Source organism: Actinoplanes sp. NPDC026623 (assembly GCF_040638275.1).
In the GTDB taxonomy this organism is placed as follows: Bacteria; Actinomycetota; Actinomycetes; order Mycobacteriales; family Micromonosporaceae; genus Actinoplanes.
Genome location: NZ_JBEZXZ010000232.1, coordinates 1 through 13037 on the forward strand (window position 1 = coordinate 1; position 13037 = coordinate 13037).

Here is a 13037-nt window from a genome sequence, read left to right on the forward strand (position 1 = left end):
GCGGCCGGACGAGGCGAGCCGGTCCGGCCGCGGCGCTCGCGGTCTGTTCCAGCGCCCTGTCGAGCTCGTCGGCGGGGAACGGGGTGCGCTTGCTGACGTTCTCGACGGCGTCGAAGAAGCGTTCCATGACGACCGCGACCGGCCTGTGCCGCGCGACGATGCGGCCGGCCGCGGCCGAGGCACCGATGTCTCCCGGATCACCGACCCGCCCCCGGAGGTAGGCGGGGCAGTCCCGCCAGGGAATCCCCTGCAGGTTGCTCACCAGCCATTGCGTCAGGTGTGCGGCCGTGTAGCCGCGGTCGTAGCTCCGGTGCCGCCGGACGAAGGCCGCCTCGTCCGCGCCGAGGTCGAAGCCGGAGTGCACGGCCAGGCCGAAGTCCGCGAAGTAGACGCGACGGCCGTCGGTCAGCAGGTTGCGGAAGTGCGCGTCGAAGTGCAGCAGCCCCCGCGACCCCATGAACTCCACTCCCCTGCGCAGCGCGGCGTCGACGAAGGCGTACCCGGACTCGGCGGCCTCGCCACCGGCGGCGGCCCGCCCGGTCAGCCAGCCGTCCACCGTGTCCGGGATGTGCTCCATGAACAGCACCACGGCGGCCGAGGCCGCGCCGATCGCCCGCAGCCGGGCGCGGACCTCGTCGGCGCCGTCCCAGTGGGTCACCCAGCGTTCCAGCTCGGCGTCCGGCATCGGGCTCGGCGTCCGGGGCAGCACCCGCCAGTGGTACAGCAGGGGAAAGCCGTCGAAGCGGTCCTCCAGCACCCATCGCGTCGTCATGGCGTGCACGGCGACCTCCCGCCACGTGCCGAAGCCGGTCGAGCCGATTCCGTACTGGTAGAACGGCGGCAGCCGGAAGAGGTTCGCGGTCGAGCCGACGTTCTCCGCGCGCCGCTCCAGGTCGGTCAGCGGCACCCTCTTGACGAACACGGGCAGGCCGCCGACCGTGACCGTCTGCGTCGTCCCGCCGATGCCCGCGGTGGACGCCCCCGCGCCGGCGAGCAGCGCCGAGACCTCGCGGTCGCCGAGCCCCGCCAGCCGTTGCGACAACTCGGTGTGGCGGCGCACGCGCTCGACTGCGTCTCCGGGCATGTTGAGCAACCCTGCCAGAACTCCGCCCGCCGCGTCAGGTGCGCAGGGTACGGCTCGGGCTGACACCGAACGCGGCACGGTAGTCGGTGCTGAATCGCCCGAGGTGGGTGAAGCCCCATCGGATGGCGGTCATCGCGACGGTGGCACCGGCGGTCGGGTCGGCGGCCCGCAGCTCCCGGTGTGCCCGCTCGAGGCGGACCCGGCGGGCGTACTGCATCGGCGTGGTGCCGCGCTGGCGGCGGAACGCCAGCTGCAGCGCGCGGGGGCGCACGCCCGCCGCGGCGGCCATCTGCGCCACCGTGACCGGCTGCTCGGCGTTCTCCTCGACGTAGGCCATCGCCCGGCGAATCACCTGCGACGTGACCTCGGCGGGTGATCGCAGGCTGGCGGCGAGGCCGGTGTTGGGGAACACCGCGAGTGCCGTCGACGCGAGCAGGTGGCATGCCTGCCCGGCGACCAGGGGGTTCGCCATGAGGGCGGGATCGGCCAGCACGGTGCCGGTGAGGTAGGAGACGGTCTGCGCCCAGTGCCGGCCCAGCGGTGCGGAGATCGGCCGGTAGCTGTCGAAGCGCAGGTCCACCCCGTCGATGCCGGTCTGTGCCGCCGCGACCTCCTCCAGCAGCTGGCGGGGGATCCGGACGGCGAGCGCGTCGATGTCGCCGAAGTCGATCTCCAGGCCGCGGTCCGGCAGGGCCAGGACCACGTCACCCGGCCGCAGCAGGTACTGCTCCCGGCCCTGGCCGACGGTGTAGTGCCCGCGCATCAGGTGAGTGATGACCAGGTCCCCGACGGGCGCCGTCCGCAGCCGGGTGCGCGCCGAATAGTGCAGCCGCGTCACGCCGACGCCGTCGAGTTCGGTGAAGACGGTACGCAGGCCGGCACCGTCGGTGCCCTCACCGGAGAACCGCACGTTGACGTCGATCAGGGCACGCCGGATGAAGGAGTGCGCCTGATCGGCGTCCGCGGTGGCGAAGCGCTGCCACTGCGGGCCGGAATACACCGTGCCGGCGATCACGTCGGACCAGCTCCTCGGATGAGGCGGCACCGGGCCATGCGCCAGGTGGGCTGCTTGTCCACGATACGCATCACCTTCGCGACCGGCGTAGCCCGTGGAGTGATCCTGTGGCGGCGCGGCGCGTGCCGCGGCTATACAGGAAACCGGAAACTGCCCAGGCCCTTTGCAGGCGGTCCGGCGGATGCCCGCGGTCAAGTAGTCGGCGGTGGGCATCCGCGCATTCCTAGGAAACCGCATCGCGGCCGGCAACGGCACCGGCGCAATCAGCAGGCCCCCGGAATCGGTCCCGCCGCGAGGCCGAAGTGATCGGCCAGCCCGGTGATCTGCAGAATGCGGTGCGCCATGGGATGGGCGTCGATCAGCCTCAACTCGCAGTCCACCAGTCGCGCGTCGGCGTGGCACAGCAACAGGATTCTGATCCCCGCGGAGTCGAGAAAGCCCACGCTGAACATATTGATCTCGATGCGGCTCGGACGGTGCCGGCGCAGCACGCCGAGAACGGCCTTGTGCAACTGTCCGGCGTTGAGCGCGTCGATCTCGCCGACCACGATGATGGTCTGCACGCTCCGATCGTCACCGCGATCGATGGTAATGAACAACGACGACGACGAATCCGGCTGATCGGTATCGAGCACGCGTTCATCGCACATGGTGCCTCCGGCGCAGTGTGTGGGACAGGATCCCCTCACTGCTGAAGGCTCTTGGTGAGCCTAACCCCACAGTTGGTGCGTCGGCTATCACCCGGGAGTGCGACCGTTATTCGTCGTGTCCGGACGCCTTGGCCACGAGGGCGGCGGCGACGTCGCGGAGTTTGCGGTTGGAATCCTGGGAGATCTTGGTCAGGATCGCGAATGCCTCGTCGGCGGTGCACCGGCGCTCGCCCATGATGATCCCCTTGGCCTGCTCGATGACGGCCCGGTGTTCCATCGCCTTGCGCAGGTGTTCGGCGAGGCCGAGGGTGGTGTCGTAGAGGTGGGCGTTGGCCAGCGCGACGGCGGCATAGCCGGCGAGCGTCTGCGCCAGCGCGACGCTCTCGCCCTCGAAGGCGCTGGGCGTTTCGCTGTAGACGGTGAGCGCTCCACTGATCGAGTCGTGAATGGGCAGTCCCACCGACAGGGCGGCACGCACTCCGACGGCGGCCGCATAGGCGGCCCATTCGGCCCAGCGGGTTTCCTCGGCCGCGTCGTCGATGACCACTGGCAGGTTGCCGGCGGCCGCATCGACGGAAGGTCCCTGGCGGCGCTCGTGCTGCCATTCCTCGAGTCGCCGGGCCCGCTCGCCGGTGGCCACCGTACGCGAAACGAACTCATTGACAATGGTGACCGCCGCCGCGTCGGCGCCGGGCAGGCTGCGCCGGGCTAGTTCGGCGACCCGCTCGAAGACGCCGTTCAGATCGGTCTCACTGAATTTGATCTGGCCGATTTCCGCAAAGGTGCGGAGGGAATCCGCCGGCTGGTCCGTCAACGTCAGTTCCCTGCAGCGGGCGCACCGCCGCCGAAGGCGACCGTGCGGGGGTGGGCGTCTTACTGCCCGGGAGTAGCTGAAACTCACGGACCCGCGCCGCTGCTTGACGCTGGTACACCGGCCAATGATTCCTGCGACCGGTCGCAGGATCGTCATGTTACTCGGCGGCGATTAGGCGGATGTTCCTGGATCAAGCGTGGCGGTCACCATCGCCGGCCGGATACCACCTGGGCGGCGGCCTGGGTCAGCGTCGACCCGGTCTGCGCGGCCCGAACGCAAAGCGACGAATACGCCCCCGCCAGGTCCTTGGCGGTGAGTGCCATGACGACGCCGATGGCCTGTTGCACCACCGCCCGCACGGCGAAGGCGTCGTTGAGGCCGCCGACCAGCTCACCGGCCCCGCGGTCGAGGTCGTCCGGGCACTCCCACGCCACCAGGGTCGCGTTGTAGACCGAGAGGACCGCCGCGGAGAGCTCCCGCATGGCCGCCGCGTCCCGGCCGTAGAGATTGAGGGAGGCGATCGGCGTCCCCCGCCCGGCGAACAGGGGAATCGACAGCGAGGCGCGGAGTCCGATCTCGACGGCGGTCTCGCGGAATCCGGGCCAGGTCATCACCGCGGAGATGTCCTCGACCAGCATCGGCTCGCCGCTGTCGAGCGCGGCCACGCACGGGCCGCCGTCGGCGTACTGCGCCTGGTCGACGGCGCCGGCCAGCTCGCTGCTGGCCGCCACGGTGGTGTAGCCGCCGCTGAGCCGGCCGGTCACCGACGCATAGCTGACGGCGGCGATCCGGTCGGCGGACAGCTGCGCGATGGCGATCAGGCTCCGGGGCACGGCGGGGTCCGCGTCCGGCGTGCCGGCCAGGCCGATCAGGCGGTCGTGCAGCAGGTCGCCCGGGGCTCGATGCGACGGCATCGGTGGCGGCACTATCCCGGTCCGCCGCGCTCGTTCGCGGGGCGGGACCGATCGGAACCCGGTATCCGGAAATGACGAATTGCCATGGGCGTGCTGCTTCCATCGACAACTACTGCGGGGGACGCGGCTTGACCCGTAGAAAAAAATACTGGGTGACGGCCGGAGATTCCAGACGACGCGCGAACGAGGGCAGCGGCCGGACCCCACCAGAGGCACATGATCGCGAATCGGCTTAGCTGGCGGTAGCCGTTCGCCCGTCCCGAGACGAGCGGCCGGCAAGGGTGCGCCGGTCCAGCAGAGCGGCCGGCGCGCCCGCCTAAACCTGATCGTCCATTCGGAGGATCAGGTTTAGGCCGGTGATCTCCAGAACCCGCGCCGTGAAGCCGTGCACCCCGCGAACCGAGAACGCGCCGCGGGCGTGAGCAGCATGAACGTGCGCGATGGCGAGAACGTTGGCGCCGTCGGCACCGAAGAAGCCGACGCCGCGCAGGTCGCAGCAGACCCGCGGCGTGACGTCGATCGCCTCGGCCAGGGCGACGAGCAGCATCGGCGCCGTTTCGGCGTCGACGTCGCCGGAGACCTCCACCACCGGAATCGGGCCACCCAGGACCTGATTGATCGTCAGGGCGGTGCCGCGGGTGGACGCCGGGGGATTCGGCCGGTGGCACGGACATCCTCGAGATGAATACAGGCGGTGCCCCGCCACTGCCCTACGCAGACGTGAATATGGCATCTGCCCACCCCAATCCGACACAGGGATTCGGTGGGCACAGCGGCTTGACCCGCGCCCAAGCATACGGCAGTTCGGACCGGCCGAACCAGTTTCCGCACGGGGAATGCGCGGCGTCAGGGCCGGCCCTGGCTCGCCTGAGCAACCAGGGCGGCGGCGACCTCGCGGAGTTTGCGGTTGGAGTCCTGCGACAGCTTGCTCAGGACAAGGAAAGCCTCATCGGCGCAGCAGCGCCGCTCGGCCATGATGATGCCCTTCGCCTGTTCGATGACCGCGCGGCTCTCCATGGCGGCCTGCATCTGCTGCGCGAGCGTCGCCGTCGCGTCGAAGACGTGCGCGTTGGCCAGCGCGACGGCCGCGTAGCCGGAGAACGTCTGCGCCAGCACGACCGCGTCCTCGTCGAAGGCGTCGACCTTCGTGGCGTACAGGTTGAGGGCACCGGTGACCTTGTCCTGCAAGGGCAGGCCGACCGAGAGCGAGCTGTTGATCCCCGCCCCGATCGCCTGGCGGATGTAGCCCGGCCAGCGCGTCTCCTGGGCCAGATCGGGAACCGACAGCGTGCTGGTGGTCGCCGCCGCCTGCAGGCAGGGGCCGCCGCCCTCCACGTACTGCCGTTCGTCGAGGCGGAGCGCGACGTCCCCGGTGAACGCCGCGGTGTACGCGTTCCTGCCGCGTACCAGGGTCACCGACGCCTCGCTCACGCCGGTGAGGGTCTGCTTGGACAGCTCAGCGATCCTGCGCAGAACGCCGTCGAGGTCCGTGTCGTTGAGCTTGATGCGGCCGAGTTCTGCGAACGCACTGAACGGGTTGAGCGGCTCCTGTGGTTTCACCGAAGGATCCCTTGGGTACGGCGCGACCACCCGGAGATCCACGTGGATCCCGAGTGGTGCGCGGGTCACTGCAGGATCTCCAGCCCAGGCTGGGAGGTCCGGGACCCGCGCCGCTCGTGACGCTGGACTCGTCGATGCAATTCGGGGCATCGGCCACAGACTGTGAGTTTAGCCCCGATCGGGCGGCGCGGCCCCGTGGCGCGGGCCCCGAAATGCGGAGCCGGAGGCCGCCACCGCCGGCTCGTCGCGCGATTCGCTCAAGAAGGGGTCACGCCGGCCGATCTGGTTCCGTTGCTCACCCCCTGCGAAAGGCGACTGAATGCTGGCTCTGGTGGTCGACGACTCGAGCACGATGCGCCAAATCCTGGGGCGCATCGTCGGCGGGCTGGGTTTCGCCTCGTACGAGGCCGGCAACGGCCAGGAGGCCCTTGACCTGCTGGTGGAGATTCCCACGGTGCCGGACGTCGCGCTGATCGACTGGAACATGCCGGTGATGGACGGCCTTCAGCTGATCCGCCACGTCCGCAAGATCCCCGCGCTGCGGGACATGTGCATGATGATGGTCACGACCGAGTCCGAGCACAGTCAGATGGTGCGCGCGCTCGCGGCCGGCGCGCACGAGTACGTCCTCAAGCCCTTCACCCCGGAGATCATCCGGGCGAAGCTGGCCTACCTCGGCCTGGTCGCACCCGCGGCCGCGTAACGGCCCGCGGCGGTCAGCTCTTGACCGCCGCGATGACCATGGACGGAATCCAGAGCAGGGCGTACACCCCGATCATCACCGCCGCCGACGATCCCGGCGCGTGTCGATAGACCCCCAGGTAAGTGGCGGTTAGCGCCAGTAGCGTCACCAGGTTGAGCGCCCTGATGCGCCGCGCGGACTTGACCGCGACGCCGCCCTTCTTCCGGTTGGTCTTCGGGGTGACGAACCAGGTCTGCGCCAGGTCCCGGAAGCCCTTGATGTTCGCGATCGCGTACGTGTGCACCACCGACAGGGCGATCCAGCAGGCGGCCGGAAGGTAGGCCAGGCTCGCCCACTCGCGCTTCTTCAGCACGGTCACCAGGAGCGGCGCGACGCCGCTGAACAGGGTCGACAGCATCGCGAGCGGCAGCACGTACCCGACGAGGCGCAGCACCGCCGGCTCGGCGACGGAGCGTCCCGCGGCGGCGCCGACGGTGACGAGCGCGACCACCAGCAGGCTCCACACCGCGGCAAGCTCGATGCCCAGCGCGGCCGTGTAGTAGGCGTTCTGCCGCAGCAGGCTCAGCTTGGTGCGCAGGTCCAGCCCGGAGCGCAGGACGGGCAGGAAGTACTCCTTGAAGGTACGGGCGGAGCCGATCGCCCACCGCTCCTGCTGGCGGCGGAAGGCCTTGTAGTTCGGCGGCACCTCGCCGACGTTGGCGACGTCCTCGAGGTAGACCCCCCGGTAGCCGGCCAGGTAGAACCGGTTCGACAGGTCGATGTCCTCGGTGAGATGCCCGGCGTGGAAGCCGCCGACGGCGTAGAGCGCCTTCAGGTTGAACATGGCGCAGCAGCCCGAGAACAGCACCATGTGGCCCAGCCGTTGCCGCCCCGGCAGGTCGGACAGATAGCAGGCCTCCTCGTTGATGGCGAGGCAGCGCTGGAAGTGGTCGGTGCGGCCGAAGTGGTACAGGCGCTTGGTCTGCACGTAGCCGATGGCGGGATCGACCTCGATCGTCTCCAGGCAGCGCTCGATCGCGTCGGTCTGCGGGCGCCAGTCCGCGTCCAGCAGGTACATGTGGGTGAAGCCGCGCTCCTGGAGATAGCCCTCCAGGGTCTTCAGGTTGCCCGCCTTGAAACCGACGTTGTCCGCGCGGTGGAAGACCACGAAGCCGTCGGACTCCCACAGCTCGACGTCCGTGCCGGCGTACCTGGCGCTCGCCCTGCGGACGCAGCCGCGGTCGGTGGCGAGCCGGCGCAGGATCGCGATCGTCTCCGGGTCCTTCGAGTCGTCACCCACGATGATGGTCTTGTTCCCGTACGACATTCGCTCACACGCCGCAACGGTGTCGGCGATGACCTCGCGTTCGTTGAACGACACGATGACGACGGCGACATGGCCGTCGGGCAGGGGGCTCACCGTTGGTGGGCGCCGCCGGGACAGCGCGGCGAACGCGTACACGTAGTTGTATACGGCGAAGAACCCGAAATACAGCAGCAGCAGGGCAGGCACGGTCAGTAACAGCACGTCGATCAGCACGTGCTGCGACGGTACGGGGAAAGGTTTACGGGTTTGTGTCGCGGTGACGACCTTTGACCATTTCTCGTCATCCCGGCCGGCCGGTCGTTAGGGGGCGGCCAGGGGATGTCCCCCTGCCGGTGCCGGTGATCCTGTTCCTACAGTAGGGGGATGGCACCGGCGCGATCCCTACACGAGATCATCGCGGGGTTGGCCGGCGACGCCGGGACCCCGGGCGACCTCGCGGCCGTGCTGCGTGCCGGCGGGCATCCCGACCTCCCGGAGGACCTCCTCGCCGAGGCGGTGGTCAGCTTCGCCGGCACCGCACCGGCCGAGGTCGCCGAGCACCTTGCCCCGTTCGTCATGGCGCACGGTCCGATCGCCGACGACGACACCGCGGCGGGCGAGATCGGCGCTCTGCCCGGCCTGCTCGCCACCGTTCCCGCGGCGGAGCTCGACGACGATTCGGCGCCGGCGGTTCCGGAGATCGATTCGCCCTTCGGCGCCCACGACGCGGACGCGGCGCAGCAGCCGGACGTGGACGATGACGACGACGTCGACGACGTGCCCGCGGAGTCCGGGTGGGCACCGCTGGACCCGGCGTTCGGTTTCGGCCATGACCCCACGGCGACACCGCTCGACGACGACGCGACCGACGCCTTCGCAACGGAGCCGGATTCGGAGCCGGCGGGCTACGCCGATCCGCACGATCTGCCGGGGCACCTCGACCTGCCGTCGCCGGACGCCGACCTGTGGGACACGCCCGCGCTGCCCGGCGACTCTCCGGAGATCGACGACATCGACGACATCGACGGCGACTGAGGCCGGCCGGGTCGAAAACCCGGCCGGCCCCTTTCACGCGACGATCGACGCCGCCTGCTCCCGCAACTGCCGCAGGCGTTCCAGCTCGGCCTTCAGGTCGCGCAGCCGGCTCTCGCGCTCGGCGGTGGTGCGCTTGGCCGCCTCCGCCGCACCGGTCAGCGCCTTGGCGTTGGACTGGGCCAGCTCGTCGGCCAGGCCGCTGTAGTGGTCACGGAGCTGACGCTGAATCCGGCGCAGGGTGTCCCGGGAATCCTTGGTCATCACGAAGGTGACCTCGTCGCAGTAGCGCCGGATCGCGTTCCGGGCCTGATTCTGCCGATTCGCGCGCTGCCGCTTCTTCTCCTCGCGCAGACCCTTGCGGCCCATCACCAGGCCGATCCCGACGCCGATCGGGCCGAGGGCGATGCCGGCCAGCGTGCCGAGCATGGTGAACATGAGCGCCCCGCCGTAGGCGCTCTTGAGCGCCACCATCGCCTGCTTGCCGACCTTCATCTTGTCCAGCTCGATCCGGTGGTCCACCTGGGCGGTGCCGGCCAGCGGCACCGGATTGGCGATCGACACCTGGCGCAGCACCTGGCCCGCGGCCTCCCGGAAATGGGTGGCCACGTCGTCGCTGAGGCTGACCGCCCGGTCCCGGAGCATCATGTAGTTGGCCAGCAGCTCATGGGCGACCCGGGCCTGCAGCCAGCGCTCGGTCTCGTCCCAGGTGTCGGCCGGGTCGTTCTCCTCGATCTCCGCGTCGGCCTCCTCCACCAGCCGGCGGATCCGGCCGCGCAGGTCGTGGTCGATGTCGGAGCTGAGGTCGGCGATGCCGTCGCCGAGGGTCTGCTGCCACTTCGCCGCGGCGGTCTTGAGCGCCTCGACGCGCTTCTTCAGCCACGCGAGGTCGTCCATCACCTTGGCCGCGGCGGCCGGGTCGGCGAGCGCGGCCCGCTCGGCCTCGAACTGGCTCTCGATCTGCTCGCAGATCCCGACGACCGCCGCGCCCGCCTGTGCGGCGGCCCGGGTCGCGGCCCCGCCGGAGACCCGCTGGGAGACGAACTTGACCAGGTCCGGGAACCCGGACTCGACGTTGAGCTCCTTGTCGCCGCCGGCGACGGCGCGCAGCCGGAGATCGGACGAGACCGGGATGATCGGCAGCTCCCCCGCGCCGCACAGGTGTCCGGCGTTGAGGTCCCGGATCTTTCGCCAGTACGGATAGAAGTCGGTCTTGGTGAGCACGCAGACCGCCGTCGAGCACACCTCGCGCGCCTGGCGCAGGAACTCCAGCTCGCTGCGCGTGAGCTCCTGCGCCGCGTCGGTGACGAACAGCAGCGCGTCGGCCATGGACGCCGCGGTCAGGCTGGCCGCAGAGTGCACCGAGCCGAGCCCTCCGACGCCCGGGGTGTCGACGATGACCAGGCCGCTGGAGAGCAGTTGGCGCGGAAGCCGGACCTCCACGCCGGTGACGCCCTCCACCGCGCCCCCGGTCTCCTTCTCCAGGACGTACTCCCGCAGCCGGTCGACCGGCACCGACTCGCGCCGGGGCGGAACCTCGTCGTGCAGCACCTGCGCGGACGGCTCCTTGCCGTAACGCACGTAGGTCGGCAGGGCGGTGGCGACGTCGTCGTTCACCGGGCAGACCTTGGTGCCGACCAGCGCGTTCACGAGCGAGCTCTTGCCCTGCTTGAACTCACCGACGACAACGATGTGCACCACCGGGTCGGCCAGGCTCGCGCGGACGGCGGCGAGCCGTTCGCCGAGGTCCGGGCGGTCGTAGGCCGCGCAGGCGCGCAGCGCGAGGTCGACGACCTCGGTCGCCCGCCGCAGCGTGCCGTCGGCGTCGGGTGGTGCCGTGTTTGCGGTCAACGTCGTTCCTCCACGTCACGGTAGGTTACGGCGGACTGGAGCCGGCCCGGCCATCGGCCGGGCGCGAGCCGGGCGTGGCGGGTACACCGACCCCCCACGCCCGCCGTTCTCCTCCGGTATGACCCCGGTCCGAGGATCAGGAGTCGATGCTTGCGTCGTCGTCGCTGTTGTCGTTGAACGAGTCGTTCGTCGACTGGTCGTTGAGCGAGTCGTTCGTCGACTGGTCGTTGAACGAGTCCTCGTTGTTGAAAGAGTCGTCCGTGGACTGGTCGTTGAACGAGTCGTTGGTCGACTGGTCGTTGAAGGAGTCGTTCGTCGACTGGTCGTTGAACGAGTCCTGCGTCGTGGTCGCGTCGCCGTCCGCGGACAGGGACGAGTCCTCCACCTGGGAGTCGGTGACGTTCTGCTGGCTGCCCCCGCCGAAGTTGAGGTTGATCGGGCCCACCGCGCCGCCGTCGCCACCGGCGGCGTTGCCGCCGACACCGCTGCCGCCCGCGGCGCTTCCGCCGACCGCGGTGCCGCCCGCGCCACCGGCGCCGCCGTCGCCGCCCTGGCCCGCGCCGAAGCCCTCGCCGCTGCCGCGGATCCCGACGCCGACCCCGGCACCGACCCCGGCGCCGACCGCGCCGTCGCCGCCGCTTCCGCCCCCGGCGTCGGCGCCGCCGCCGAATCCGCCGGAGCCGCCGGTGCCGGCGGCGTTGCCGCCCGCCGCGCCGCTGGTGTCGATGTCGAACTGGGCGGCCTGGTTGCCGTCGCCGACGACGGCCTTGTCCACGTCGTCGCCGACGATGCCGAAGTTGTCGCCCAGCAGCACCTTCTCGGCGTCGCCGCCGGCCTGCACGCCGGAGTTGACGCCGGTGTTGACGGCCCCGGTGATGTCGTCGCCCGCGGTCACCGCGTTGTCGCCGGTGTTGCCGACCACGTCGCCGGTGCCCGAGTTGCCGAGGAACGCGCCGTCTCCGGTCGCGCCGAGCACGTCGCCGCTGCCGGTGCCGACCACGGCGCCGTCGCCCGCGGTGACCTTGTCGCCCTCGACGAGCTCCGCCGACGAGTTGTCGCCGGTGGCGGCGACCGCGTCGTCTCCCGCGGCCACCGAGCCGCCGGTCGCGGCGACCTGGTCCCCGTCGCCCTGCTGCGCCACCGCGCCGTCGCCGGTGGCGGCGTTGACGTCGCCGTCGCCGATGGCGCCGACGTTGCCGTCGCCCGACTGGTTGAGGTTCGTGTTGTCGACGTCGATGTCGCCGAGAACCGCGCCGTCGACGTCCACGTCCACCGAGTTGTCGACGGAGTCGTCGATGTCGACGGAGTTGTCGATGAAGTTCCGCGAGTTGTCGACGAAGTTCTGGGTGGTGAAGGTCTGCGCGACCTGGGTGACCTGCTGCACCGTCTGCGCGGCCGGCGCCGAGTGGGCACCCCCGCCGCCGCCGCCGCTGCCGCCGCTGCCGCCGCCGCTGAAGCCACCGCCGCTACCACCGCCGCTGTAGGAACCGCCACCGCTGTAACCGCCACCCGAGTGGCTGTCGTTGCTGCCGTAGGCGGCGTCCGAGACGATCTGGTTGATGTCGACCGAGCCGAGCGTCTGGGCGTCGATGTCGTTGGCGGCGAAGGCGCCGGCCGGGTCGGCGAGGAACTTCGCGGTCTCCGCGTCGCTGCTGAACACCTTGCCGAACAGCGCCCGGATCTGCTCGATGATCAACGGGGTAACTTCGATTGCGGCCATGACTTCTCTCCTGTGTTCAGGCCCGCCTCGGTGGTCGGACAAGTGCAAGCGTGCCGGTCGGCACCGATGCCGGGCATCGGGGCTATCCCCCTAGCCGGCGCAGGGGGATAGGGGATGCGCCCGGCGGCTAGGTCTCCGCCGGGAGACGGCTGCGCAGCCCGGCGATCATCTCGGCCCGGTTGCCGGCGCCGAGCTTGGTCCGGATCCGGGCCACGTGGTGCTCCACCGTCTTCGGCGACAGGTAGAGCTGCGATCCGATCTCGCGGTGGGTGCGGCCCGCCAGCACCAGCCGGGCCACCTCCACCTCCCGGTCGGAGAGGCCGCCCCGGCCCGCGTCCTGCGGCGACTCGTCCGCCGCCGGGTCCGCGCGGGTCAGCTCGCGGGCCCGCTCCAGCAGCCGGCGCGCGGC

General features: G+C 70.6%; 13 protein-coding genes. 2 read left to right on the top strand and 11 right to left on the bottom strand.

The window, feature by feature from the left end; translation table 11 throughout:
* The 7 genes from AB0F10_RS39310 to AB0F10_RS39340 form a co-directional block, all read right to left on the bottom strand.
* A partial coding sequence (locus tag AB0F10_RS39310) for a hypothetical protein (protein WP_360637631.1) occupies positions 1-1084 on the bottom strand: 1084 nt, incomplete at its 3' end.
* Between the two features lie 34 nt (positions 1085-1118).
* Positions 1119-2099, bottom strand: a complete 981-nt coding sequence (locus AB0F10_RS39315) for an AraC family transcriptional regulator (RefSeq protein WP_360637634.1) — start codon at positions 2097-2099, stop codon at positions 1119-1121.
* Positions 2100-2362: 263 nt separating this feature from the next.
* The gene (locus AB0F10_RS39320; RefSeq protein WP_360637637.1) at positions 2363-2734 is read right to left on the bottom strand and encodes an STAS domain-containing protein; all 372 of its coding nucleotides are present in this window, start codon (positions 2732-2734) and stop codon (positions 2363-2365) included.
* A gap of 121 nt (positions 2735-2855) precedes the next feature.
* Positions 2856-3563 carry a GAF and ANTAR domain-containing protein gene (locus AB0F10_RS39325; protein ID WP_360637640.1) on the bottom strand — a complete coding sequence of 236 codons (708 nt, stop codon included), beginning with the start codon at positions 3561-3563 and terminating at the stop codon, positions 2856-2858.
* A 203-nt stretch (positions 3564-3766) separates the two neighbouring features.
* Positions 3767-4477 (bottom strand): GAF domain-containing protein, encoded by a 711-nt coding sequence (locus tag AB0F10_RS39330; RefSeq protein ID WP_360637643.1) that lies wholly within the window; start codon positions 4475-4477, stop codon positions 3767-3769.
* A gap of 316 nt (positions 4478-4793) precedes the next feature.
* Positions 4794-5063: an STAS domain-containing protein gene (locus tag AB0F10_RS39335; RefSeq protein ID WP_360637646.1), complete on the bottom strand. Its 270-nt coding sequence runs from the start codon at positions 5061-5063 to the stop codon at positions 4794-4796.
* Positions 5064-5323: 260 nt separating this feature from the next.
* Positions 5324-6037: a GAF and ANTAR domain-containing protein gene (locus tag AB0F10_RS39340; RefSeq protein WP_360637649.1), complete on the bottom strand. Its 714-nt coding sequence runs from the start codon at positions 6035-6037 to the stop codon at positions 5324-5326.
* A 319-nt stretch (positions 6038-6356) separates the two neighbouring features.
* Here AB0F10_RS39340 and AB0F10_RS39345 point away from each other — a divergent pair, with 319 nt between their 5' ends.
* Entirely contained in the window at positions 6357-6740 is a 384-nt protein-coding gene (locus tag AB0F10_RS39345; RefSeq protein ID WP_360637652.1) for a response regulator, read from the top strand.
* A gap of 13 nt (positions 6741-6753) precedes the next feature.
* On the opposite strand, the gene AB0F10_RS39350 is transcribed toward AB0F10_RS39345, so the two are convergent.
* Complete coding sequence (locus AB0F10_RS39350; RefSeq protein WP_360637655.1) at positions 6754-8259, bottom strand: glycosyltransferase family 2 protein; 1506 nt, start codon at positions 8257-8259, stop codon at positions 6754-6756.
* 150 nt (positions 8260-8409) lie between these two features.
* Between AB0F10_RS39350 and AB0F10_RS39355 the strand changes: the two genes are divergently transcribed.
* Positions 8410-9060: a hypothetical protein gene (locus AB0F10_RS39355; protein ID WP_360637658.1), complete on the top strand. Its 651-nt coding sequence runs from the start codon at positions 8410-8412 to the stop codon at positions 9058-9060.
* 33 nt (positions 9061-9093) lie between these two features.
* Here AB0F10_RS39355 and AB0F10_RS39360 read toward each other — a convergent pair whose 3' ends face one another.
* The 3 genes from AB0F10_RS39360 to AB0F10_RS39370 all read right to left on the bottom strand — a co-directional run.
* The gene (locus tag AB0F10_RS39360) at positions 9094-10908 is read right to left on the bottom strand and encodes a dynamin family protein (protein WP_360637661.1); all 1815 of its coding nucleotides are present in this window, start codon (positions 10906-10908) and stop codon (positions 9094-9096) included.
* 136 nt (positions 10909-11044) lie between these two features.
* On the bottom strand, positions 11045-12628 hold the full coding sequence (locus AB0F10_RS39365) for a hypothetical protein (protein ID WP_360637664.1): 1584 nt from the start codon (positions 12626-12628) through the stop codon (positions 11045-11047).
* 127 nt (positions 12629-12755) lie between these two features.
* Positions 12756-13037, bottom strand: a 282-nt coding sequence (locus AB0F10_RS39370; RefSeq protein WP_360637667.1) for a helix-turn-helix transcriptional regulator, incomplete at its 5' end; no start/stop codon positions are given.

Coding starts and splice junctions, on each gene's coding strand:
- AB0F10_RS39355 (WP_360637658.1), top strand. CDS start 8,410: ATGGCACCGGCGCGATCCCTACACGAGATCATCGCGGGGTTGGCCGGC.
- AB0F10_RS39330 (WP_360637643.1), bottom strand. CDS start 4,477: ATGCCGTCGCATCGAGCCCCGGGCGACCTGCTGCACGACCGCCTGATC.
- AB0F10_RS39345 (WP_360637652.1), top strand. CDS start 6,357: ATGCTGGCTCTGGTGGTCGACGACTCGAGCACGATGCGCCAAATCCTG.
- AB0F10_RS39365 (WP_360637664.1), bottom strand. CDS start 12,628: ATGGCCGCAATCGAAGTTACCCCGTTGATCATCGAGCAGATCCGGGCG.